General features: G+C 62.1%; 16 protein-coding genes. 5 read left to right on the forward strand and 11 right to left on the reverse strand.

Annotated features, from left to right (window positions below; genetic code table 11):
• Positions 1–49: 49 nt before the first annotated feature.
• Positions 50–1252 carry a porin gene (locus GNZ13_RS38165; protein ID WP_172174709.1) on the forward strand — a complete coding sequence of 401 codons (1203 nt, stop codon included), beginning with the start codon at positions 50–52 and terminating at the stop codon, positions 1250–1252.
• Between the two features lie 787 nt (positions 1253–2039).
• Here GNZ13_RS38165 and GNZ13_RS38170 read toward each other — a convergent pair.
• From GNZ13_RS38170 to GNZ13_RS38180, 3 genes are all read right to left on the reverse strand, one after another.
• Complete coding sequence (locus GNZ13_RS38170; protein WP_172174712.1) at positions 2040–2420, reverse strand: copper resistance CopC family protein; 381 nt, start codon at positions 2418–2420, stop codon at positions 2040–2042.
• Positions 2421–2450: 30 nt separating this feature from the next.
• Positions 2451–3347 carry a hypothetical protein gene (locus tag GNZ13_RS38175; protein WP_172174715.1) on the reverse strand — a complete coding sequence of 299 codons (897 nt, stop codon included), beginning with the start codon at positions 3345–3347 and terminating at the stop codon, positions 2451–2453.
• A 105-nt stretch (positions 3348–3452) separates the two neighbouring features.
• Positions 3453–3887, reverse strand: a complete 435-nt coding sequence (locus GNZ13_RS38180) for a DUF2946 domain-containing protein (protein ID WP_172174718.1) — start codon at positions 3885–3887, stop codon at positions 3453–3455.
• A 266-nt stretch (positions 3888–4153) separates the two neighbouring features.
• Between GNZ13_RS38180 and GNZ13_RS38185 the strand changes: the two genes are divergently transcribed.
• Entirely contained in the window at positions 4154–5497 is a 1344-nt protein-coding gene (locus GNZ13_RS38185; protein WP_172174721.1) for a TAXI family TRAP transporter solute-binding subunit, read from the forward strand.
• A 20-nt stretch (positions 5498–5517) separates the two neighbouring features.
• On the opposite strand, the gene GNZ13_RS38190 is transcribed toward GNZ13_RS38185, so the two are convergent.
• The 3 genes from GNZ13_RS38190 to GNZ13_RS38200 form a co-directional block, all read right to left on the reverse strand.
• Positions 5518–6261, reverse strand: coding sequence for a ProQ/FinO family protein (locus GNZ13_RS38190; protein ID WP_172174724.1), 744 nt, complete (start codon positions 6259–6261; stop codon positions 5518–5520).
• A gap of 96 nt (positions 6262–6357) precedes the next feature.
• Positions 6358–7722: an ATP-binding protein gene (locus tag GNZ13_RS38195; protein ID WP_172174727.1), complete on the reverse strand. Its 1365-nt coding sequence runs from the start codon at positions 7720–7722 to the stop codon at positions 6358–6360.
• Positions 7722–8381: a response regulator gene (locus GNZ13_RS38200; RefSeq protein WP_172174730.1), complete on the reverse strand. Its 660-nt coding sequence runs from the start codon at positions 8379–8381 to the stop codon at positions 7722–7724. Before GNZ13_RS38200 ends, GNZ13_RS38195 begins: the two co-directional genes overlap by 1 nt.
• A gap of 215 nt (positions 8382–8596) precedes the next feature.
• Between GNZ13_RS38200 and GNZ13_RS38205 the strand changes: the two genes are divergently transcribed.
• The 3 genes from GNZ13_RS38205 to GNZ13_RS38215 are packed head-to-tail and all read left to right on the forward strand — an operon-like array spanning position 8597 to position 14269.
• Positions 8597–10096: a TolC family protein gene (locus GNZ13_RS38205; protein ID WP_407945686.1), complete on the forward strand. Its 1500-nt coding sequence runs from the start codon at positions 8597–8599 to the stop codon at positions 10094–10096.
• A complete protein-coding gene (locus GNZ13_RS38210; protein ID WP_172174733.1) occupies positions 10086–11222 on the forward strand; it encodes an efflux RND transporter periplasmic adaptor subunit in 1137 nt (378 codons plus the stop codon). Before GNZ13_RS38205 ends, GNZ13_RS38210 begins: the two co-directional genes overlap by 11 nt.
• On the forward strand, positions 11219–14269 hold the full coding sequence (locus GNZ13_RS38215; RefSeq protein ID WP_172174736.1) for an efflux RND transporter permease subunit: 3051 nt from the start codon (positions 11219–11221) through the stop codon (positions 14267–14269). Before GNZ13_RS38210 ends, GNZ13_RS38215 begins: the two co-directional genes overlap by 4 nt.
• 787 nt (positions 14270–15056) lie before the next feature.
• Here the strand turns inward: GNZ13_RS38215 and GNZ13_RS38220 are convergent.
• From GNZ13_RS38220 to GNZ13_RS38240, 5 genes are all read right to left on the reverse strand, one after another.
• Positions 15057–16130 carry a purine-nucleoside phosphorylase gene (locus GNZ13_RS38220; protein WP_172161399.1) on the reverse strand — a complete coding sequence of 358 codons (1074 nt, stop codon included), beginning with the start codon at positions 16128–16130 and terminating at the stop codon, positions 15057–15059.
• A gap of 243 nt (positions 16131–16373) precedes the next feature.
• Positions 16374–17279: a cation diffusion facilitator family transporter gene (locus tag GNZ13_RS38225; RefSeq protein WP_172161401.1), complete on the reverse strand. Its 906-nt coding sequence runs from the start codon at positions 17277–17279 to the stop codon at positions 16374–16376.
• A gap of 156 nt (positions 17280–17435) precedes the next feature.
• Positions 17436–22277: an NAD-glutamate dehydrogenase gene (locus tag GNZ13_RS38230; RefSeq protein WP_172161403.1), complete on the reverse strand. Its 4842-nt coding sequence runs from the start codon at positions 22275–22277 to the stop codon at positions 17436–17438.
• Positions 22278–22422: 145 nt separating this feature from the next.
• Positions 22423–23199 carry an alpha/beta fold hydrolase gene (locus GNZ13_RS38235; RefSeq protein WP_172161405.1) on the reverse strand — a complete coding sequence of 259 codons (777 nt, stop codon included), beginning with the start codon at positions 23197–23199 and terminating at the stop codon, positions 22423–22425.
• Positions 23196–24230, reverse strand: a complete 1035-nt coding sequence (locus tag GNZ13_RS38240) for a M14 family zinc carboxypeptidase (RefSeq protein ID WP_172161407.1) — start codon at positions 24228–24230, stop codon at positions 23196–23198. Before GNZ13_RS38240 ends, GNZ13_RS38235 begins: the two co-directional genes overlap by 4 nt.
• Positions 24231–24427: the final 197 nt, after the last annotated feature.

Consider the following 24427-nt stretch of genomic DNA (forward strand, 5'->3'; position numbering starts at 1 on the left):
AACACGTCCGTCACTTTTCGCACTTTCTCTAACTTGCGCGTCAGACAACATGAAAAAAACGCTACTGGCAGTATGCCTTGCCTCTACCTTTCCGGCAGTGGTGCATGCACAGAGTGCCGTCACGCTATACGGCATCGTCGATGAAGGTTTGAGTTATACGAGCAATGCGGCGACGGCCAACGCCAACGGCAGCGTCTCGGGTCATAGCGCGGTTCGTCTGCTGAGCGGTGTGATGCAGCAAAGCCGCTGGGGCATGCGCGGCGCGGAAGACCTTGGCGGTGGCTTGAAAGCGATCTTCATGCTGGAGAACGGTTTCGACGCCAGCACCGGCAAGCTCGGCCAGGGCGGTTTGTTATTTGGCAAGAAGGCGTGGGTGGGTTTGTCAGGCTCGTTCGGCACGGTGACGCTCGGCCGTCAGTACGACACGAACGTTGATATCCTCGGCCCGTTCGAGGTCGGCGATCAATGGGGTGGCTATATGACGGCGCATCCTGGCGATCTCGACAACATCAACAATACTAACTCGACGAACAACGCGATCAAGTTCACCAGCAACACATACGGTGGTTTGACGGTGGAAGGTATGTATAGCCTGGGCGGCGTCGCGGGTAATTTTTCGCGCAATCGGATCTGGTCGGTGTCGGCTGGGTATGTGAATGGACCGTTGGCGCTTGGTGTGGGTTATCTCGATGTTGCCAATCCGAACACGTCGTTCTTCGGCAGTACTGGGAGTCCTGCCGCTACTGTGAATGGTGTGCCGGGCAGCAATATGGCGTCGCCGGTGTATTCCGGGTATGCGTCGGCGAAGTCACTGCATGTGATTGGTGCTGGGGCGTCTTATCTTTTCGGTGCGGCGACGTTCGGCGCGACGTATTCGAATACGAGTTTTCGTGATCTTGGGGATCTTTCTTCGGGGCCGAATCTGGCTGGCCTGAGCGGCAATGCTACGTTGAATAATGCGGAGGTGAGCTTCAAGTATCAGATTGCGCCTGATTTGCTGTGTGGCGTGGCGTATGACTATATGAAGGGAAGTTCGGTTAAGGGCATGACGGGGGCGACTTATCAGCAGGTTGCTTCGGGGATCGATTACTTCGTGTCGAAACGTACTGATGTGTATCTGATTGGGGTTTATCAGAAAGCCTCCGGGACGGATTCGACTGGCAAGCAGGCCGTAGCTGCTATTAATGGGCCTTCTGCGTCGGCCGATGATAAGCAGGCTGTTGTCAGGATTGGGATGCGGCATAAGTTTTGAAATTTTTTTTGCCTGCGGGGCGCTTGTTGTCTGTATGCCTGCGGCGTTGGCCTTTCCTTGTGTTCTTATTGGTTTATTAGCGTTGCCCCTGTGCGGGGCGGCACCTACTTCTCTTTGCTGCTGCAAAGAGAAGTAGGCAAGAGAAAGCAGCTCAAACCGCTAATTCTTAAGCGGGTCTCCTGGCTTGGAGGGGATAGTGGTGCATCTGGAATCTGTGTTTTCGCGCACTCCGCGCTTGTGACAAAGGCATCATTCTTCCGGCGGCGCTGCGCGCGCCGAAGGGTCATTCATAAAACCGCCCGCTACGCTTTCGCTCCTGCGGTATGCCCAGTTCCCTGACTCGTCATTGCATCGCCGCCGCGGGCGCAACTGCGGCTGCCTCGCTGCGAATGCGACGCATCGACATTTGATTCGAAGTGGGGTTCGCCAATGAGAGCGGGAGCGCCTCGCCGAGGCGAAGCCGATGGCCCCGCCACGCACAAAACGAAACCTTAGGTTTCCCAGGCATACCCATCCGCGACGCACGCAGTGCGGAGTGGGAGCTGATGAGCCCTTTGTCACTGGCGCTGAGTGCGCGAGGGCGCGGATTCCAGATGCACCACTGCCACCTCCAAGCCAGGGGACCCGCTTAAGAATTAGCGGTTTGAGCTGCTTTCTCTTGCCTACTTCTCTTTGCAGCAAAGAGAAGTAGGTGCCGCCCCGCACAGGGGCGACGCTAATAAACCAATAAGAAAACAAGGAAAGGCCAACGCCGCAGGCATAGAGACAACAAGCGCCGAGCAGGCAACTACTTCACATCAAACCCATAATCGCCATGCGTGCGATGCCCATCAGATGCCACAGCCACCCAGTGCACGGTGTAATGCCCAGCCGCAAGCGCCGGCAACGGCACCACCATCACCGCCGTCTGACGAGCATCGACTGCAGACTTCTCCGTATTGACCTGCTTGCCGCTTGCGTCGGTCACGGTCAGCGAACTGAACGACGGCTCAAGCGGCCCGTCGAACATCACCCGGACCTGCGCAGGCGAGGCCACCGTCGCGCCCGCACCCGGCTCCTGCTTCCGCGGAAATACATGCGCGAAAGCAGCACTCGCGAACGCGAGCCCGGCAATCACCAACGACACCTTCGCTGCGGCGTGCAGCAGGTCATGTCGATCGTTTTTCATCGCTTGCTCCTGCGTTACGGTATGACTGCGTTACTGGAAGAGAGGTTTGCCAATCGTGGTCGGCGCGACATCGTCGAAGAAAACATGGGCCTGGACCAGAATACCCACGTGCGAGCCGCTTGCATGGTTGATCGGGATTTGCGCTTCAACACCGAACTGGCCATAGCGGTTGATCCAGATGAAGCCCGGATTGACCGTGCCGGTTGTCTGCCCCTGGCTTCTCGAGAGCGGAACCTCCACCAGCGGAATGACATTCGCCAACGGTTGCGGCAGGCCGACGTCGTGCACGTGCTGCTGCAGATACGGCAAGCTGTATTGCACCGTGAAACCGTAGTTGAACGCGTTCGGCTGCCCCGCTCCCGTTGTCAGCGCCGGGCCGGCTACACCCGTGATCGCGATCGGCCGCAGATATGCCAGGGATGCGGGAAGATCGCCCATGCCCTTACCAGCATAGATCGTCGGCGAGATCGTCGAAAAGTTGGCCGCGATCGCGCGGCTTCCCGTGCCGCCAAGTTGAGCGGTCACACCGACGGAGGTCATGAACTCATGTTCATCGTTGACGTACAGCAGGTACTTCAAACCGACGCCGAAATTGTCGAAGCCGCGTGCCTTCGGATTGTTTTGCATCACGTAGGCGCCGTTTACCGACACCGCCAGCCGGGACGTGATCAGCTTGTCGTACTCGAAATTGAAGGTATTGATGCTTTGATCGCCGGTATCGCCCGGCACGCGCTGGTGCCCGTACTCGAGATTGGCTTCGTCGCCGACACCGGGATCGTCGACAGCCATCGTCGACGGAAAGACGCGGTTGCCCGCAATCGCGTGAGCACTAGCGAGCGAAGGAGCGAGGAAAAAAACGCTGGCGGCAGCCGCAACGAGCGACGCCGCGCGCAGCGGTATCGCGCTGCGCGTTGCTTGGGTTTGCATGGTTCATCCTGTTCATGGATCGTGACAATGCCAGCGCGCGCGTCTGCAGACGAACGTGTGACGGCATCGCGATGCGCTCATGGCATCGCGCCGGTGTGACTCGAATCAGGATGCGAACGGAGGGGCGCGAGGCTGCGCGAAGGTAAGCGGTTCGACGCGGCGAACGCTCTCGAAGCGGGTAGCGACGGTGTGCTGAAGCGCGCGGACGGTGACGAAGAACAGCGCCTCGACGCTGGGCACCACGGGCATGTGGGCGAGCAGACTGCAATAGCCGCAGGCATCGCCGTCGGACGTGGCAGCGTGTTGAGCGTGTTTGCTGCCGGGATTGTCCGGTGCCTGAGCCGCCATCGAGGGCATCGAGGACATGGCGTCCATCTCCGGCATGGAAGCCATCGACGGCATCGAGCAATGCTCGGCTTCCATTCCCATTTCACCGCCGTTGCGTGCGGCGAGCGAATGCGAGATCGTTGGCGCGAGCGTAGCCATCAGGATCGCAAACAATCCCAGCCAACTGCCGATCTTCCGATGGAAACGACTCAAGAGGCGCCCGGCGATACGATGAGAAGCTGTCGTGGATTATGCCATGGCGTATCGCGCATCCTGGCCGGCAAGGCGCTGCTTATGCCGGACATTTTACCTGCACGCCGCGCGCGCATCCGCTGCTGCGCTACGACACTGCAATGGCAGAACTTCACTCGCCGCTCGATGGTCCGGCGGCACCCGCGGTCAACAGAGCAAACTTCCAACGGCAAACCCGCTCCGGACAGTAGACAATGCCTTATCCCGGCTATCGGCACGGAGTGCCCATGAAAGCGCATCGCCCGCGTCCCCCGCACTTTCCCGGAGATCACTCGCATGCGGAGTGGCGCGATCACACCGTGCCTTACGTCATCGTGGCCGCGCTTTTCGTGCTGGCGATCACGCTGATCGTTTGGGTGGTCGATCCGGCGCCGCCGAAGACCATCACGATGAGCGCGGGCCCTCACGACAGTTCGTTTCTCGTCGCCGCCGATCAGTACAAGAAGATCCTCGCCCACAACGGCATCACACTGAAGGTGCTGGAATCGGATGGCTCGGTGCAGAATCTGCAGCGTCTGCTGGATCCGAAACAGCATGTCGATCTCGCACTCGTGCAAGGCGGTGTGGCCGACGGGCTCGATACGTCATCGCTGATGTCGCTCGGCAGCGTTTTCTATATTCCGGTGGTGGTGTTCTATCGCGGCACGGGTATCAGCGAGCTTTCAGAACTGGAAGGCAAACGGATTGCAATCGGCCGCGAAGGCAGCGGCACGCGCCTGCTGGCGCTCAAACTGCTGGAAGCAAACGGTATCGAACCGGGCGGCGATACGGTGCTGGTGCCGAGCGACGGCTTGCAGGCCGCCACGCAACTCGTGGCGGGCGACGTCGACGCGGCGATCCTGAACGGCGACTCGGCCACGCGCGGCCTGATGCTGCGGCTCCTGAGAGTGCCCGGCATCTCCGTGATGAATTTCGACGAAGCCAGCGCCTATACGCGCCTCTTTCCGTATCTCGACGAAATCGACCTGCCGCCCGGCGTGCTGGATCTCAAGCACAGAATTCCGCCAGACACCATCCATCTGATCAGCCCGACGGTCGAATTGGTGGCTCGGACCGGTCTGCATCCGGCCATTTCCGACTTATTGATCGAGGCCGCGCAGGAGGTGCACGGTATGCCAGGGCTGTTGCAGCACGCGGGGGAATTCCCGAGTCCGATCGCCCATGAATATCAGATCAGCGAAGACGCGCAGCGCTACTACAAGACCGGTAAGAGTTTTCTATACCGCACGCTGCCGTTCTGGCTCGCGAGCATCGGCGACCGCACGCTCGTTCTGCTGCTGCCGGTGGCGGTGCTGCTGTTTCCGGCGATGCGGCTGATCCCGGCACTGTACCGGTGGCGCGTACGCTCGCGCATCTATCGCTATTACGGTGCGCTGATTGCGATCGAACGCGGCGCACTCGCCGACTCGACCGAGGAGGAGCGCAAGCAGCTTTTCGCGGAACTCGATCATATCGAGGCCTCGCTTAGCCACTTGCGTATGCCGCTCGCATACGCCGACGCGTTCTATGTGCTGCGCGAGCACGTCGGCTTTGTGCGCGTCCGGCTGGCGGCGCAAGGCAGCCCGCCCTAGACGGAGCGGCGGACCTCTTTTTACGCTTCGGCGGTGGCCGACGGTGCTGCCGGCGGCGTAGTCGATTCAGCTGCCGGAGTGTCCGTCGAAGTAGTCTGCGGCTGGTTCTGCGCGTCAGCTTGCGAGGTCGCCTCAGCTTGCGCTGCTGCATCGGCCGAAGGGACCGCATCGGCCGCAGCGCCAGAATCAACCGAAGCGCCCGAAGCATTGGCGGACGCGTCAGCCGACGGAGCCGCTGCTTTCGCCGCGCCCCTGCCCGCACGATGCGCCTGCAGACGCTGCGCGCCGGCCGCTTCCTGCGCCGTCACCTTGCCTGCTTCGCCGCCCGTCAGATCGACGCGCGCGGCGCCTTCAACCAGGCACTTCCAGTAGCGGCTGCCACGGCACCAAGTTTTGATCGCGTCGCGCAACTCGGCTTCGCTCAGCGACAGTTCCTTCGCGTGAACCACGAGGTCCTCGAAGATGCCGACCTTCAGCGGGAGCTTGGGCGCCGGATTCTTCGGAAATACATTCGGGAAGCGCTTTTGCAATCTCCCGATCGATTTCACCACCGGATCCACCGGCCTTGCGTCGGCCGCAGGTTTGGCGTCAGCGGCTGGCTTGGCGTCGGCCGTCGGCTTGTGAGCGGGCGCGGCACGGCGCGGCGGCGACGGCTTGCGCGCGGGCTTCGCACCGGGCTTGGCGACAGGCTTGGCCGCAGGCGCAGCTTCGGCGCGTGCCGCAGCCAGTTGCTTCTTCAATTCAGCGAGTTGTTCGAAACCCATAGCGCACAATCAATCGAGAAAGACAGGATTGTAGCAGCGTGTTGAAGCACGTTCCTGACAGGCGGCGATGCACTGCGCGCGAGCTGCCGCCAACGTTCAGCTTTTAGCCGCAACAGGCACCCCAACCTCATACGCCGTCAGGCCAAAAACCGACACACACAACCCAGCCCGCCCAACATTATTCCGCAAGGAAAGTGCAAGCTGATGCCGCGTGGCAATCCGCGACACGATCGCCAACCCAAGCCCACTGCCCTCGCCCTGCGCCTCTTCCCCTCGATAAAACCGATCAAACACGCGCTCGATTTCAGCCTCCGGTATCCCGGACCCGCTATCCACCACATCAAACCCGACCCTCTCGCCAGAGCGCTTCAGAATCACATCCACGCGCCCACCCCGCGGCGTATGCCGGATCGCGTTGTTGATCAGATTCCCCAGCAACACACTCATCCCATGTGGCTCAGCCAATACCGTATAAGCATCGTAGGCCGCGCGAGCGTCTTCACACTCAAGCCCGAGATCGATCTCTTTGGTCTCCGCGAGCAGCGAAAGATCCCCCACCGCCTGCTCGCCGATGCGGCGCAAACTCACCGGCACCATCGACGTCACGGGATGCGCATCTTCACGCGCCAGCGTCAACAACTGCTGCACCAGGTGAATGATCCGGTTGACCCGCCCCTCGACGCGCTCCAGCGTTTGCCCCTCACCCTTTAACGAGCCGTCGCGGGAAGCCGCCTGCAATTGCAGCTTCAGCGCGGCAAGCGGCGAGCGCAACTCATGCGCGGCATCGGCAATAAAGATACGCTGCGCCTGCGAAGCGACGTTCAGGCGTTGCAGCAGATCGTTGAGCGCTTCCACCAGCGGCTTGATTTCGACAGGCACGGTGCCATCCAGATGCAACGGCTCCAGCGAATCGAGCGACCGGGTGGTCAGCGCGCGCGTCAGCCCGCCGATCGGCGCCAGTCCCCTCGCCACCACCAGCAGCACCAGCACGATCGTCACCGGCACCAGCACGCCGAGCGGCCACAGCGTATGCAGCGCCAGTTGCAGCGCGAGGTCTTCGCGCACGGAGATCGGCTGCGCAACCTGGATATAACGGTCGTGCTGTTCCAACCCGAACGCGCGCCAGTGATTCTCGCCGCGCTCGACCGTGCTGAAGCCCGCAGGCAAACGCGAGAATACCGGCTCCCGCATCGAGTGATAGATGAGATTGCCGGACCGGTCCCAGATCTCGATCAGGACCCGGTCGTCGGCCAGGTCGCCCAGGTCAGGATTGTGATGCTCGCCGTCGCTCGCGCCGACCAGATTCGACGGCAACGACAGCGCCACCGTGTGCAGCTCGTAGTCGAATAGTTCGCTCGCTTCTTCGCGCGCGGTGTGAAAGATGCCGAAGGCGGCCACGCCCGAGGCCGCGGCCAGACCAAAAATCAGCCAGCCCAGCAGCCAGCGGCGAATCGACGTCATCAGCACCTCTTCAGACGGTAGCCCACGCCGCGCACGGTCACCACCTGCTCCGCGCCGATCTTGCGCCGCAAACTGTGCACATGCACTTCAATGGTGTTGCTGCCCACCTCCTCGCCCCAGCCGTATAGCTTTTCTTCCAGCTCGGCCTTGGTGAACACGCGCGTGGGCTCTTCGATCAGCGCCTGCAGCAACGCGAACTCGCGCGGCACGAGCGGCAGCACTTCGCCGCCCTTGGTGACTTCGTGTGCCGCGGGGTCGAGTGTGAGCTCGCCGTGCGCATAGACGGGCTGCTTCTGGCCGGTGCGCCGGCGCAATAGCGCGCGCACCCGTGCGGCCAGCTCGTCGAGGTCGAACGGTTTGATCAGGTAATCATCGGCGCCCGCATCGAGACCGCGAATCCGATCGTCGACCGCATCGCGCGCGGTCAGGATGATCACCGGCGCAGCGCCGCCGCTCTTGCGGTAGGCATTGAGCACGTCGATGCCGTCCTTCTTCGGCAAGCCGAGATCGAGCAGCACGAGGTCGTACACGCCGTTACCCAGCGACAGTTCCGCCGCGCGGCCGTCCTCGGCCCAGTCGATCGCGTAGCCCGAGCGGCGCATCGCGCCCAATACCGTCTCCGCAATCATGTCGTCGTCTTCGACCAGTAGCAGACGCATGGCCTCTCCTCTTTTCAGTTTGCCCGCATTGTCCGGCCCGTTAGCTTAACGCTTCCTTATGCCTCCCTTAAGGGAAGCTTAGGCGACGCTGAAGGGAGGCTTATGGCATGCTTAACTTTCGGTTAAGCGTTACTTAAGCTCTTCATCAGCAGAATCGGCACCTGTTCTGCGACCTCCGCTCGCGACTGTCCCACCTTTTGTTCAGGAGCCGGATTTTGCCCGTTTTCAACGCCGCCGCAGCGGCCTTTTCCGCGGCTAGCTCAGCAGCGAGGCGACCAGCCGGCCTGGCTGCCGCGCTCGCGGCCAAATCAGCGGCCGCTCCCGCAGCACGGTTGCGCGTGCTCGTGCCCCTTTGCGCGATGCTGCTCGGCGGATGCACGTGGTATCACCGCGAACCGCTCGCGCCGCAGGATACGTCGACCTCCGCCCGCTCGCTGGAACGCATCCAGATCGATCCGTCGACCATGCCGCTGCCCGAACTGGCCGCGCATCGCTTCGATCCGTCCGACGGGTTCGACATCGACGAAGTCGCGATGCTCGCCGTCGCCAACAATCCCGATCTCAAGCTCGCCCGCGACGATCTCGGCATCGCCCGCGCGCAGGCTTATTCGGCCGGACTTCTGCCCGACCCGCAACTGAGCGTGTCGAGCGATTATCCGGGCGCCGAAGGCTTCACGCGTGCATTCAATTATGGTCTGAGCATCGACGTGATGGCGATCGTGCTGCGCAGCGCGAACAAGCAATCCGCCGATGCGACGGTGGCCAAGACCGATCTCGGCCTGCTGTGGCAGGAATGGCAGATCGTCGCCCAGGCGCGGCAATTGTTCATCAAGACGCGTTTCCAGCAGGACACGCTACCGCTGCTGCAACAGCAGCGCGACCTCGCGCGCACGCGCTACGAGCGCATGGCCGAAGCACACCGCGACGGCAATCTGACCGACGATACGCTGACCGCCGCGCTCACCGCATACAGCGACGCACGCAAGCAATACACCGACGCCGAAACGGCCGCGGAACAGACCCACCACGATCTGAACGCGCTGCTCGGTCTCTCCCCCGAGGTGCAGTTGCAACTCACCGGCAGCGAAGACACGACCGAACTGCCCGACGCGACGCTCGACGCAGCGCTCGCGAAACTCGCACAGCGCCGCCCGGACCTGATCGCGCTGCAAGCGGGCTATGAGGCGCAGGAGCAAAAATATCGCGCGGCGATTCTCAGCCAGTTCCCAAGCCTTTCCGTAGGTTTCGTGCGCGCACGAGACACCTCGAACATCTACACCAGCGGCTTCCAGATCAATCTGAGCCTGCCGATCTTCAACCGCAATCAAGGCAACGTCGCGATCGAAAAAGCGACGCGTCAGCGCCTGCGTGACGAATATCAGTCTCGCCTGAACCAGGCTTATGCCGATGTCGCCCATATGCGCGCGGACAGTGTGATTCTCACGCGGCAGTTGCAGCAGACCGAGGCCGCGCTGCCCGATGTCGACCTCGCCGCGCAACATGCGGCCGCGGCCTACGCGCAGCACAATCTCGTGCTCGGCACCTACACGGATGCGCAAAGCGCCGCGCTCACCAAACGTGTCGACGTCGCCACGCTGCGCGAATCGCTCGCCGAACAACGCGTCGGCTTGCAAGCGCTGCTCGGCAGCGCGATCCCCGACGCCTATTCCTTCGCCCCCTCCGCTCAGACCTTCACCGAAACTCATGCGAAATAGCCCACTGTCGGCGCGGCGGCCGCGCATCGCCTCTTACGCGATTTCCCTTGCCTGCGTCGCACTCATGAGCGCCGCGTTCCTCGCGGCCGGTGCGGCCGGCGCAGCCAGTGCGTCCGCTGGCGACGATGCGGCCGACCAAGCCGTCGTATCCGTGCAAACCGTACGGGTGCAGCGTGACGTCATTGCACAACCGGTACGCGCATATGGCATCGTCGCGGCGTCCGCGTCGAGCTTGACCACGGTCAATCTGCCGTACCTCGCGCGTATCGTGCAGATGCGCGTGCAGGCCGGCCAGAGCGTGACGCGCGGCACGCCGCTTTTCGTCGTGCAAGCCGACCCTGCCGCGGTGCTCGCCGCCACCCAGGCGAAAAGCGCCGTGACGCTGGCGCAAGGCGAACTCGCGCGCACGCAATCGCTGTACGACAAAGGACTCGCCACGCAATCGCAACTCGCCACCGCCCGCAAGGCCGCCGAGGACGCGCAGCAGGCGCTCGCCGCGCAGAACCAGACGGGGGTTGCGAGCGGCAACAAGGTCATCGCAGCACCGATCGACGGCGTGGTCTTGCAGCTATCGGCGGCACAGGGCGATCAGGTGCAGCCCGGCGCCGCGATCCTGCAACTGGCCGGCGGTAACGCCAAGGATGTGCGTGCGAACGTGATGCTTGGCGTCGAGCCGTCGGACGTCCCCGCTATCCATGCCGGCGACACGGTCACCTTGCACGGCCTGTCCACCTCGCTCGCGAAGGCCGCCGCGGACGGCCATGTGGTGCTGGTCGGGGCATCGGTCGATCAGCAAAGCCAGCTCGTCAACGTCGGCGCGAACGTGCCGCTCGGACAGAGCGCATTCATTCCAGGCACGCGTGTCCGCGCCGATATCGCGACTCGCAGCGGCACGCATTGGGTCGTGCCGCGTTCCGCAGTGCTGAAAGACGACAAAGGCGCGTACGTGTTCCAGATCACGCCGCAAAACAAGGCGCGCCGCGTCGCGGTGGTCATGCAGGTCGAAAACGGCGACCGCTACGGCGTGGACGGCCCGATCGACGGCGCAGAAGGCCTTGTCGTCAGCGGTAACTATGAGTTGAAGGACGGCATGGCGGTGCGGGCCGGCGGAGGCGCGCCGCGATGAATTTTGGTCAATGGATGCAGAAGCACCGGCGCTCGCTGCTGTTCGTGATCGCGTTGCTGGCGATCGCGGGCGCACTGACCGCGTTTCGCCTGCCGATCTCGCTGTTCCCGAACGTCGCCTTTCCGCGCGCCGTCGTCGCGCTCGACGCGGGCGACCGCCCCGCCGAACAGATGGCCACGCTTGTCACGATGCCGGTCGAAGAGGCGCTGCGTCGCGTGCCAAACGTACGCGATGTCGAATCGACCACGAGCCGTGGATCGGCGGAAATCTCGATCAATTTCGACTGGGGCACCGACATGGCGCAAGCCACGCTGCAGGCGCAGTCGGCGATCAGCGAGATCCTCGCGACATTGCCGCAAGGCACCTCGATGCAGGTGCGGCGCATGGACCCGACCGTGTTCCCGGTGCTCGCGTATAGCCTGACGTCGAACCAGCAGTCATTGTCGGCGCTGCGCGATCTTGCGCAGTTCCAGATGCGGCCGTTGCTGTCGTCGGTGGAAGGCGTGGCGCGCGTCGAAGTGACCGGTGGCGCGCAGGACGAATTCGAAGTCGCGATCGATCCAGCGCGCCTCGCCGCCTACAAGGTCTCCCTCTCGGATGTGTCGAAAGCGATCGGTGCGAGCAACGTGCTGATGGCCACCGGCCGCATCGAGGATCACGACAAGTTGTACCTCGTGATTGCCAACACGACGATCACGCAACTCGACGAACTGCGCAACGTGGTGGTGTCGGCCAACGGTGCGACGCAAATCCGCCTCGGCGACATCGCGACAGTCCGTCAGGGTGTCGTGCCGCAATGGATGCGCGTCACGGCCGACGGCCACGACGCCGTGTTGCTAAACGTCTTCCAGCAGCCAGGCGCGAACAGCGTGGCGATGGCCAAGACGATCCGTGCGAAGCTCGCTGACTTCCAGCATCAGATGCCGGCGGGCGTGCATCTCTCGAACTGGTACGACCAGAGCGAACTGGTGATCGCCTCGGCGACCAGCGTGCGCGACGCGATCATGATCGGCGTGGTGCTTGCCGCGTTCACGCTGTTTGCCTTCCTGCGCAACTGGAAGATCACCGCGATTGCGGTCGCGCTGGTGCCGGTCGTGATGGCCGCGACGATCCTGCTGCTCGACGTGTTCGGCATGGGTTTCAACATCATGACGCTCGGCGGGATGGCCGCCGCGGTCGGCCTCGTGATCGACGACGCCATCGTGATGATCGAACACATCGTGCGACGCATGCGCGAAGCCGGTGCGCACAAATTTCATGGCCGCGTGATGACGGCGGCGCTCGAATTCACGCGGCCGCTTGCCGGGTCGTCGGCGGCGACGCTGATTATTTTCGTGCCGCTCGCGTTTCTGTCGGGCGTGACGGGCGCGTTCTTCAAGGCGCTCTCGGTGACGATGGCAAGCGCCCTGTTCATTTCGTTTCTCGTCACGTGGCTCGCGGTGCCGATTCTGTGCGACCGCTGGCTGAAACCCAAAGACGCCGAAGAGCACAAGGAAACCCGCTTCGCTTCGTGGATGAACCGGCGCTACGGCTTTCTGATCGAACACGTGACGGCACGCCCGGTTCTCGTGCTGCTCGGCCTGCTGCCGCTAATCGTGGTGGCCGCGTTCGCGTTCACACGGGTGGGCAGCGGTTTCATGCCGAGCATGGATGAAGGCGGCTTCGTGCTCGACTATCACACCGATCCGGGCACGTCCGTGACCGAAACCGACCGGTTGATGAAGCAGATCGAGGGCATCATCCGCGCGAATCCGAACGTCGCGACTTACTCGCGCCGCACGGGCGCCGGTCTCGGCGGCGACCTGAACGAACCTAACAAGGGCGACTTCTTCGTGCGGCTGAAGTCGAGCGGCCGTGAGCCGATCGGAACGGTGATGGAAGAGATCCGTTCGAAGGTCGAGACGCAGGTGCCCGGCGTGAGCATCGAGCTCGCGCAACTGATGGAAGACCTGATCGGCGACTTGACCGCGGTGCCACAGCCGGTCCAGATCAAGATCTACTCCGACGATCAGAACACGCTCGACACCACCGCACGCAAGGTAGCGGCGCAAATCGGCAAGATTCAGGGCGTGGTGGACGTCAACGACGGCATCAACCCGGCGGGCGACGCACTCGAATTGCACATCCGGCCGGAGGCCGCGGCGGCTGAGGGCATGGACCCGCAGTCGATTGCGCAGGCCGTGTCCGACATGGTGGAAGGCAACGTTGCGACGCAATTCCAGACCGGACCAAAAACGGTCGGCGTGCGGGTGCGCGTGGCCGGCGCCCTGAAGCTAACCGATACGCAACTGGGGCAATTGCAGATTCGCGCACCGGACGGCCATCTGTTCGCGCTGAATCGCGTTGCCGATCAGGTGACGGTGACTGGCCAGCCGGAAATCAGCCGCGACAACCTCAAGCGGATGGTGGCCGTGACGGCACGAATCGATGGCCGCGATCTGGGCTCGACGATCGCGGACGTACAGAAGACGTTGAGCGACAAGAGTTTGTTGCCCACTGGCGTGTATTACGAGTTGGGTGGTTTGTACCAGCAGCAGCAGATTGCCTTCAAGGGTTTGTTGACCGTGTTCGGTGCCGCGATTGCGTTGGTGTTTGGCTTGCTGCTGTTTTTGTATGAGCGCTTCCGCGTTGCGCTGGCGGTGATGGCGATGCCGTTGCTGGCTGCGGGGGCGGTGTTTATCGGGTTGTGGCTCACCGGTATTGAGTTGAACATCTCCGCGATGATGGGGATGACGATGATTATCGGTATCGTGACCGAGGTGGCGATTTTTTATGTATCGGAGTTGCAGGGGCTGATTCGGGATGAAGGTGTCGGGTTTGAGGAGGCGCTGATCGCGGCTGGGAGGAATCGGTTGCGGCCGATTGCCATGACGACTATTGCGGCTATTTTGGCGTTGCTGCCGCTTGCGTTTGCCCTCGGGCAAGGGTCGGCTATGCAGCAGCCTTTGGCAGTTGCCATTATTTCCGGGTTGATTGTGCAGTTGCCGTTGGTGTTGTTGCTTTTGCCTGTGGTGTTGAAGTTGTTGATGAAGAAGCAGGCTATTTAAATAGGGGTTTTTGCCTGTGCGGCGCTGAGTGTCTGTGCTTTTATGGTTTTGGCCATTTCTTGATCTGGATTTCTTGGCCTTTCCTTGAATTGATATTGGATTATTAGCGTCGCCCCTGTGCGGGGCAGGCACTTACTTTCTTTGCCGCCGCAAAGAAAGTAAGCAAAGAAAGCGGCTCCAACCGCTAATTCTTAAGCGGGTCCCCTGGCTTGGAGGGGATCGTGGTGCATCTGGAATCTGTGTTCTCGCACATTCGGCGTGAGTGACAAGGCCGTCATACTTCCGGCAGCGCTGCGCGTGCCGAAAGGCACTTCATGAAACCGCCGGAGTTTTTTTGCGCTGGCGGTTTGGCTACAGCGCAGTGGTTCCTGCTAGCGCGCAGTCGCGCGCGATGTCAGCGCTGGAGCAGGGTCACATCCGAACCACGAGCGCATTGCAGCGCCTCGCCGAGGCGAGGCCGATGGCCCCCACCGAACACGAACGAAGCCTGTGTTTTCTCATGGCCCCTTCCGGCGAGCACGTAGTGCGAGGCGGGAAGCATGACTGCCTTGTCACTCATGCCGAATGTGCGAGGACACGGATTCCAGATGCACCACTACCGCAACTGTGCGAGGGACCCGCTTAGCAGGGGGTTCGAGCCGCTTTCTTTTGCCTACTTTTCTTTGCGGCGGCAAAGAAAAGTAGGTGCCTGCCCCGCACAGGGGCGACGCTAATAATCCAATATCAAATCAAGGAAAGGCCAACGCCGTAGGCACACAGAAAAGAAGCGCCGAGCAGGCAAAAAGCACTACCTTTTTGGCACCCCCTCCCGCCACTCCCCCCAATGCGCAGCAATATCCTGCACAAGCGGATTCCCCGACCGATACAGGTTCTCAATAGCAATCGTAAAACCCCCTTGCGCAGCATAGTTAAGCAAATTATCCGCACTAGTCTGCCCATCGTATGGCCGATCAAAATCCGACCCAGCCCGCAGCACCGCAACGCGATTCAAATCAACCTTATGCACAGAGGCCGCGCGCTTAAGCGCCTCATACGTAGCGTTATCCTCCTGCTGCGTTGTGCAATAGACACCGTTGCCATCCGTCAGAATCTTGGTCCAATCCCGAGCCCGCTGACCCAGCAACGTTCCGGACCACCAGGTATCGCCCGCGAGCGTATCGCATTGAATAACAGTAGGCGGCCGATTCGCAGGCGCATACGAATATTTGGCCCGCGCAGCCTGCGCCTGAGCGTTATCAGACAGCACAACGCTACGCGACAAAGCAAACGCCGTATCGGCTAGCTGGGTATTCAACTGAAACACCTCCGTCCGATAGTCGAGCGGCGGCTTGTCCGCAGAACTCTTGGTATTAATTCCAAGGTACCCGGTATTCCAGCCAGACGGAATCTCCCGCCCATCGATCTCCCACTGAATCCCGAAGTCAACCAGGTACTTCGCCCACGCGGCGGACCCGACCGTGCCTTGTTGCGGATCGATCCCGGCAATGCCGGCAACCATAAAGTACGTATGCCGCAAATCGAAGCGCGGCGAAAAGGTCAACGCCATGATCGACGCGGCAGCGTTGCTATGCCCCATGCCAGTGGTCATGACACACACGTCCTGCTTATTGCAATGAACCGTCGGGTAATCGGGCGATAGCCCGTCGACCGCAATCTCGCGCCATGGCCCAAGCCGGTCGAGCCATACCTGCCCCTCCGGCCCGAACATCGAAATGATCATTACCTTGACCGGCCGCCCGTGCGGGCCGCCGTCGTCTTGCGAGAAACCATCGTTGTCGTCCGCGCTGGCAGGGCCGGATGTGAAGGCGGCGCAAGCCGCGAGTGTAATTGCGGAGATTGCGCCAAGTGTGCGAGTCAGCATCGTGAATCTTCCTTTTTGCTTGTGATGCAGATTGGGAGAGGGCTGCGTTCAAGCCGAAGAAAGTATAGATGCGAAGAAATTATTTTCCACTACGTATCGCGGCATTTCATGCGCCGTGATTGAACCCTGGAGGAGCCTGCGCGGAGACCTAAGTGGCGGCCTAAGTGGCGGCCTGAGTGGCGGCTTGGGCCGAATCCGCCGGCCGCGGCTGGACCGGACGCCCCCCGCAAGCGGAACAACGCATCAAACCCGCGGCACGTCCGGTTCGAAAAACACCCAGCGCACTTGCGGAAACGCCGCCTGCAGGTCCGCTTCGATCACGTTGATCGCATCGACCATCGCGCGGCCGCTCGCGTAGTCGATCATTTCGGCCTGAACGGCCACCACCACGTGACGGCCCCACTGCAGCGTAATCATGTTGATGATGCTGCGAATCTCGGACCGGGCTCGCAGATGCGTCTCGATCGCGCGACGCACTTCCGGGCCCGCCGATTCGCCGACGATCATCGACTTCACTTCGCGCGCCACCAGCCAGGCAATCACCATTAGCAGCAGACCCACGCCGATGGAGCCCAATGCGTCGTAGACAGGATTTCCGGTCACCATCGTCAGCAGCACGGCGACGAAGGCCATCGCAAGACCCGCTAACGCGGCAATGTCCTCGCCGGCCACCACCAGCAGATCGGACTCGCGCGTTTCGCGAAACCAGCGCCATAGGCTTTTGTCGGGATGCGTCTTGCGGATTTCCTTAACCGCGCCCCACAACGAGAGGGCTTCGAGCACCACCGAAACGCCGAGTACGACGAGCGCCACATACGCATACTGCAAAGGCTCGCGCGCAAACAGACGATGCACGCCCTCATACACCGAAAACGCGCCGCCGACAAAAAACAGCAGCAACGCCACCAGTAGCGAATAGAAATTGATCTCGCGGCCACTGCCCATGGGATGCAACGGGCTCGCGGGCTTGCGCGCTTCACGCAAGCCGAATAACAGCAGCAACTGGTTACCGCAATCAGCGGTCGAATGAATGGCTTCGGCGAACATCGAGCCGGAACCGGTAAACGTGGCAGCAGCGAACTTGCAGATTGCGATGCCGAGGTTGGCGGCGAGCGCATAGAAAATGGCTTTCGGCGATTCTTCTTTCATCGTCGTGGAGGGGGTCCGTGAGTTTGCAGAACGCTTTCGGTTGGCAAGAGTTCGTATTGTGGACATGCCCGGCGGCATGCGTCCAACCCCGGCGCGGTTTTGCGCCGGGTTCCGTGACGCATGCAGCGCCTCGACCCTCGCTCGCGGTCCGTCGCGCTATGCCCTTTCGAGCGCAGCCATCTCCCGCACGATCACCAGCAGCATCGACAAGCTTGCGCCGCCCGTGGCCCTCAGATCGGCAAGCAGGCGCGCGTAACGCTCGAGTTGCGCGGCGCGCTTCTCGCGCCATGCCTGAACCAATACTTCCGGCGTCGACGCCTCGTCGGCGTCGGCCAGCGCGCTCGTGGTCAACGCGCGTTTCAGGCGTGCGAGTTCCGCCAGCGCCGTGGCGCGCGCCAGCATGTCCCAGTGCGTGGGCGCCGGCAGAGCGGCCGCGCGCTCGCTGATCCAGCTGTAGTTCAGCAACGTACCGAGCGCAAAGTAGACGCCCGCCACGAGTTCGAGATCGCGCCCGCAGGTCGACGACACCTCGGCGATGTCGAGCAAAGCCGCCGAGATCTCGCCGCTGGCGATTCGCACCGCCAGTTCGCTATCGACACCGGCGTCCACGAGCACGCGCTGCCGCTCGGACAGCGCTTCGAGATCGGCGCTCGGCAGCAGCGCGGGCCATTGCGGCGCGAGGCGTTGCGCCGCGTCGCGACAACGTGCGAGCAAGCCGGCGACATCGCCGTCGCTAACCGCCCCCGATTGCAACTGCCGCAGGAACCATAGCGCCGAGCGTTCGACGAGCCGCGCCACTTCGACAAACATGCGCGCCTGTAAATCATCGGCGACACGGTTATCCAGCGCGTCGATACTGCGCCACACGTCGTCGAGATCGAACACGTCGCGCGCCATGATGCAGGCCCGCACGATGTCGCCGGGCTTCGCATCGGTCTCCTCCATCAGACGATGCACGAACTCGCAGCCCACGCGATTCACCAATGCGTTGGTCAGATGCGTTGCGAGGATTTCGCGCCGCAACGGGTGACGTTGCATCGGTTCGCCAAAGCGCTGCCGCAACGGCTTCGGAAAGTATTCGATCAGCATGTCGCTGACGAGCGGATCTTCCGGCATCGACGATTCGAGCAGTGCGTCGTACAGCCACATCTTGCTATAGGCAAGCAGCACCGAACGCTCGGGCGTGGTCAGCCCTTGTTTCGCAGCCTGGCGTTCGGCGACTTCTTCATCGGACGGCAAGAACTCGATCACGCGGTTCAGGCGGCCCGCGCGTTCGAGATAACGCATCAAGCGCGCTTCGGCATCGAGCAATTCGACGCCGTAGCGGCCCGCAATCGAGAGCGCCTGGGTCTGGTAATAGTTGTCCTGCAAGACGAGCAAGCCGACTTCATCGGTCATTTCCGCGAGCAGTGCATTGCGCTGCTTCTCGGTCATTTCGCCGTCGGAGACGACCAGGCCCAGCAGAATCTTGATGTTGACCTCGTGGTCCGAACAGTCAACGCCCGCGGAGTTGTCGATCGCATCGGTATTGATGCGTCCGCCGCGCTCTGCGAATTCAATACGCCCGAGTTGCGTGAGACCTAGATTGCCGCCTTCCGCGACGACCTTGCAGTGCAGATCGGCGCCGTTGACGCGGATCGCATCATTGGCGCGGTCGCCAACCTGCAGATGCGTTTCACGGGTCGCCTTCACGTAGGTGCCGATGCCGCCGTTGTAGAGCAGATCGACGGGCGCCTGCAGAATCGCGCGCATCAATTCAGCGGGCGCGAGCGCCGGCGCGCTGATGCCAAGCACCGACTGCACGGCTGGAGACAGCGGAATGGTCTTGGCGGTACGCGGAAACACACCGCCTCCTGCCGAGATCAGCGACGGATCGTAGTCAGCCCAACTCGACCGATCCAAAACGAACAGGCGCCCACGTTCGGCAAGGCTTACCGCTGGATCGGGATTCGGATCGAGGAAGATATGCCGGTGATCGAACGCGGCCAACAGCTTGATATGCGGCGACAACAGCATGCCATTGCCGAACACATCGCCCGACATATCGCCGACGCCAACCACGGTGAAATCAGTCGTCTGCGTATCGACGCCCATTTCCCGGAAGTGCCGCTTGACCGACTCCCACGCGCCGCGCGCCGTGATCGCCATTTTCTTGTGGTCATAGCCGACCGAACCGCCCGACGCAAAGGCGTCGTCGAGCCAGAAACCATATTCCTGGGAGATCGCGTTCGCGTAGTCGGAGAAGGTGGCGGTGCCCTTGTCGGCGGCGACCACCAGATAGGGATCGTCGGGATCATGCCGCACCACATCGGGCGGCGGCACCACCGTCGTAACCTCGAGGTTGTCGGTCAAATCGAGCAGGCCGCGCAGGAACGTCTGATAGCAGGCGATGCCCTCACGCATCCACGCGTCGCGTTCGGTCTGCGGCGGCGGATTCTTCACGACGAAACCGCCTTTTGACCCGACCGGCACGATCACCACGTTCTTCACCATCTGCGCCTTCATCAAGCCGAGCACTTCCGTGCGGAAGTCCTCACGCCGATCCGACCAGCGCAGCCCGCCGCGCGCGACACGGCCGCCGCGCAAATGCACGCCTTCCACACGCGGCGAATACACCCAGATTTCGAACATCGGTTTCGGTTCGGGCAAACCGGGCACGTGCGCGGGATCGAATTTGAACGACAGATACGGCTTCGGATGGCCATCCGCATCGAAGCGATAGTAGTTCGTGCGCTGCGTCGCCTTGATGACGCCGAGGAATTGCCGGAGTATCCGGTCCTCATCGAGATTCGGCACCTGATCGAGCGCGCTGTCGATTGTCTTCAACAAGCCGTCGACGCGGGCCTCGCGCGTATCGCCGAGTACCGGATCGAAGCGCGCAATGAACAACTCCACGAGCATGCGGGCTATCGCCGGATTGCCGGTGAGCGCGCGTTCGATATAGGCGTCGCTGAAGGTCGAACCCACTTGCCTCAGGTACTTGGCATAAGCTCGCAGAATCGTCACCTCGCGCGCACTCAGTTGCGCGCGCAATACGAGGCGGTTGAAATCGTCGCTTTCGATTCCGCCCGTCCACACCTGTTCGAACGCATCTTCGAAAAGATCCTTCACGCGTTCGATATCGAACTCCGCATCGTCCGCGAGTTCAAGGCCGAAGTCGTGAATCCAGGCGGGTGTGGCATCGAGCGCTTCGATCAGATAAGGCCGTTCTTCATCGACGCGTACGCCGAGATGCTCGAGCATCGGCAAGCTGCGCGACAACGCAATGGGCAACCCTGCACGATAAACCTTGAAACGAAACGAGCGCGGCCCTGCTTCGATCGGGCGGTACAGGTTCATGGCGAGCCGCTCGCTGCCCTGCACTCGCTCGATCAGCTCGATATCGCGCACTGCGGTACGGGCCGGATAATCGTCGCGATAGCCGGGAGGAAACGAATCCGCATAGTGTTGCAGCAGACGGTTGCCCTGCTCTTCGCCGAATGCGTCAAGCAAAGCATCGGCGAGATCGTCCTGCCAGCGGCGCGTGACGTGTACGAGCCGCGCTTCGAGTTCGCGCGTATCGACACGGGGCATGCCACCCGGCTTTGCGTGCACGACGAAATGAATACGCGCGAGGGTCGACTCCGACAACAGCGGCGTGAATTCGACACTTGCGCCGTTGAATGCATCGGCCAGCAGGTTGGCGATGCGCTGCCGCAGATCGGTGTTGTACTTGTCGCGCGGGACGAACACGAGACACGACACGAAGCGGTCGAACCGGTCGCGCCGCACGAACAGCCGCGTGCGCTGATGCTCCTGCAAACGGAGCACACCCAGCGCGATATCGTAAAGCTGGTTTTCCTCGGCCTGAAAGAGTTCGTCGCGCGGATAGGTTTCGAGCACCGTCACCAGCGACTTGGCAAGGTGGCCCTTGGGCAGGAAACCGGCCCGCCGCACGATGTTCGCGCATTTGCGCCGCACGATCGGAATTTCCGAGGCCGAAACCAGATAGGCGGTAGACGTATACAGGCCGATAAAGCGCCGCTCGCCGATCACCTTGCCGTCCGCACCGCTCAGCTTGATGCCGACGTAATCCAGATAGCCCGGCCGATGCACCGTCGCGCGCGAGTTGGCCTTGGTCAGGAAAATGGGCGACGAGCCGGAGATGATATCGGCGGCCGCCGGCGGCAACGGCGTGACTTCGGGCTCGCCCGCGGGACGCTGCGCGTCGCGCAGGATGCCGAGCCCGGAGCCCGGGATCGCGCGCAGCCCAAAACCGATGTCGTGCTGCACAAGTTCGTAGTCGCGCTGGCCGAGAAACGTGAAATGATCGGCCACCATCCATTCGAGGAACGCGCGGGCCTCGACGCCTTCCGGCCCCGCCTCGCCGGCCTTCATGCCTTTGACCGTGGTGCGCGCGAGCTCGACGATCTTCGGCCAGTCTTCCACCGCCGCGCGCACGTCGCGAAGCACCTTGGCGATCTCGTCACGCAATGCGTCGAGCTTCGCTGCATCGCCGCAACGGTCGACTTCGAAGTGAATGAACGAGGCGAGCTGCGAGCGCATATCGGTGGAATCTTCAGCACCCTGACTCACTCGCACGATGCTGCCATCCGGGCCGCGCCAGATGCGAAACACCGGATGCACGACAGAATGCAGCGCGAGCCCGAGGCGGTTGACCGCCATCGAGACCGAATCGACCAGAAACGGCATGTCGTCGTTAACGATCTCGATCACCGTGTGATCGGAATGCCAGCCGTGCTGTTCGAGTATCGGGTTGTAGACGCGCAGCCGTTCGCTGCCTGGCACGAAGCGCTGCGCGGTTTGCCAGTGCGCGAGCGCTGCGCCGTAAAGATCGGCGATCGAGCGGCTCTGCAGGTCGTCGGCGTCGACGAAATCGTAGTAGTGCCGCAGGAACGGCTCGACGACTTTGAAGGTCGGCTCGGGCAAGCGCCCACGCGCAAATTCGACGACATCGTTGAGCAAGTGAGTGACGGCTTCTTCATTCTTTGCTTGCATGATCAACTCCCCCGGCGGGCGGCAATAGCGAGTATCGCTTGATTCGCATGCATCGTCTGAACGGGGATTATGCACCTGCCGCCAGGAAAGCGATGCGCGAGCTCACTTAGGTTATACCCGCTGCCGGTGAACGTGCTGCCGCTGTTTAAAGCGCGGCCTTCGGTCCCCCAGCCTCTTCTATCAGCCATGCTTGAACCTGTTCGCTGGTCCAAGCCGGGTCGTCGTGCGGCAGGTCGTGACCGGCCCATTGATGCTCGCGATGCGTTGCGCCCCACGCCGCCGCCAGCTTCGTCGAACACACCGGGTTGACCAGCTTATCGGCGCGTGACGAAAGAATCAGCAAGGGGCAATGCGGTTTCGTTGCCGCCGCACTAAAGCGCGCGGCGGCCCACAGCTGCCGTAACGCATTGCCCCGGCTCACCGGCGCACTCCGGCGAATTTCGCTCCATGCATCGAGATCCGCGCCCAGCGTGTCCACGTTATTGCACGTCAGCCGATGAATGCCGCTTTCCGCGCGCGGCGCGTCGCGCCAGTGCGCTGCGACGTCCAGAAGGCCCGGCCATGCGGATGGACGCAAGCGTTCGTGCATGCGGCTGAACGGCCGCATGCTGGTATTGATCAGCACGAGCCGCTCGATCTCGCCGGGATGCCGTTGCGCCCAGTCGGTCGCCACCATGCCGCCGAGCGACATTGCCAGCACGCGATAGGGGCCTGCTGCTCCGGTTTGCAGCGCAGCAATCCGCACGAAACCCACCATATCCTCTACCGCAGCCGGCGCGCGCAAGTTGGTGAACTCGCCGTTCCCGGGCAGATCGAGCAGCAGCAGGCGATCCGTGCCGATCGCCTCGCGCAGCAAGCCGGGCAAACGCCCCCAGTGGCGTGTTTCGCGCGTTAGTCCACGCAACAGAATCCACGTGCTCATGACGCTTCCGTTCTGGTCCAATGGTCGGTCGCGCTTTGCAGCAATTGCTCGCGACGATCGCCTTGCGGCAACCAGCGTTGCGCCGAGAACGCCGCGCGCGCGAGGAAATCGAGCAGATTCGCATGACGCCGCAGCACGCGTGCGGTGCGATGCGCCTTCACCGGATTAAACATGCCCTGGCGCGAAAACAGTTGGCGCGGATTCTTCTTGATCCACAGCCACGACCCGAGTTCGAGCGTCATCGGCAGGAAGACGTTCGGCGGCGGCGTACGGTCGTACGCGAAGTCCCACAGATCGCCGTGCAACAGATACTGGTGGCTCTGCGGTTCGAACGCGTAGCCATGATGCGGATGCGCGCGCTCGAACATGGTTTTCAGCACGTACATTTCCGGCAGATGCGGCATCAGCTTGCGCGTGCGCGCATAAGGAAACCAGATGCTATCCCGCCAGCCGTAACCCGAGTGACAGTCGAGCGCAATGCTCAGGGGCCGCGCGGCCATTTCGGTTTCGACCACCCGCAGGAGCGCCGCCGCCTCCGGCTCCATGGGGTCGCCTTGCTTGCCGCGATACCAGGGCAGCCATGCGCCCACCCGCTGGCCGCCGGCGAGCAGCGGCACGCGTTCGTCGGCATCCTGCGGCGCGTTGCGCATCAGATCGACACCGTTGGGATTGGCACGCGTGGCGGCCCACATGCCGCCCGGATTGACGATCGGCATAAAAATTAGACGAATCGACTGCAATTGCCGCACCAGCAGTTCGTCCCATTCCAGCCGGGCGAGCAGCGCGCGCATATAGTCGAGCACGAGTTGCGAGCCAATCCGCTCGAGTCCGTGAATGCCACCAAAAAACCCGATTGCCGGTGCGAGCGGATCGGTCGAACCGATACTCGCGGTGTGCACGGCGAATTGCCGGCCCCGCACCGTCGTCTCGCAGACGGTGCGAATCTCGAAGCTGGCGCTGCCCTGGTCGAGGATCGTCTTGAGATCTTCGTACTCCGCAAAACTGTCGGGCAGAAAGCTCAAAGGCTGCATGACGACGTCGAAAGGAACTGCAAGGTTATTGGGGACGGCACACCGAATGACGCAATATAGCCTGGCTGCAGGCGATCATGCGCAGCGAGCCCCACCCAATGCAAATCGTGTCATACAGGTGTCACTTTTTGTTCGAACGAATGACTTCTTCCTGCCTTTCTGGCGACGCAAAAAAGACACGTGAAGATATAGTCGTC

The organism is Paraburkholderia elongata (assembly GCF_013177735.1).
In the GTDB taxonomy this organism is placed as follows: domain Bacteria; phylum Pseudomonadota; class Gammaproteobacteria; order Burkholderiales; family Burkholderiaceae; genus Paraburkholderia; species Paraburkholderia elongata.

Coding starts and splice junctions, on each gene's coding strand:
- GNZ13_RS38190 (WP_172174724.1), bottom strand. CDS start 6,261: ATGGGTTTCGAACAACTCGCTGAATTGAAGAAGCAACTGGCTGCGGCA.
- GNZ13_RS38210 (WP_172174733.1), top strand. CDS start 10,086: ATGCGAAATAGCCCACTGTCGGCGCGGCGGCCGCGCATCGCCTCTTAC.
- GNZ13_RS38185 (WP_172174721.1), top strand. CDS start 4,154: ATGAAAGCGCATCGCCCGCGTCCCCCGCACTTTCCCGGAGATCACTCG.
- GNZ13_RS38225 (WP_172161401.1), bottom strand. CDS start 17,279: ATGAAAGAAGAATCGCCGAAAGCCATTTTCTATGCGCTCGCCGCCAAC.
- GNZ13_RS38195 (WP_172174727.1), bottom strand. CDS start 7,722: ATGACGTCGATTCGCCGCTGGCTGCTGGGCTGGCTGATTTTTGGTCTG.
- GNZ13_RS38215 (WP_172174736.1), top strand. CDS start 11,219: ATGAATTTTGGTCAATGGATGCAGAAGCACCGGCGCTCGCTGCTGTTC.
- GNZ13_RS38200 (WP_172174730.1), bottom strand. CDS start 8,381: ATGCGTCTGCTACTGGTCGAAGACGACGACATGATTGCGGAGACGGTA.
- GNZ13_RS38220 (WP_172161399.1), bottom strand. CDS start 16,130: ATGCTGACTCGCACACTTGGCGCAATCTCCGCAATTACACTCGCGGCT.
- GNZ13_RS38230 (WP_172161403.1), bottom strand. CDS start 22,277: ATGCAAGCAAAGAATGAAGAAGCCGTCACTCACTTGCTCAACGATGTC.
- GNZ13_RS38235 (WP_172161405.1), bottom strand. CDS start 23,199: ATGAGCACGTGGATTCTGTTGCGTGGACTAACGCGCGAAACACGCCAC.
- GNZ13_RS38170 (WP_172174712.1), bottom strand. CDS start 2,420: ATGAAAAACGATCGACATGACCTGCTGCACGCCGCAGCGAAGGTGTCG.
- GNZ13_RS38165 (WP_172174709.1), top strand. CDS start 50: ATGAAAAAAACGCTACTGGCAGTATGCCTTGCCTCTACCTTTCCGGCA.
- GNZ13_RS38175 (WP_172174715.1), bottom strand. CDS start 3,347: ATGCAAACCCAAGCAACGCGCAGCGCGATACCGCTGCGCGCGGCGTCG.
- GNZ13_RS38240 (WP_172161407.1), bottom strand. CDS start 24,230: ATGCAGCCTTTGAGCTTTCTGCCCGACAGTTTTGCGGAGTACGAAGAT.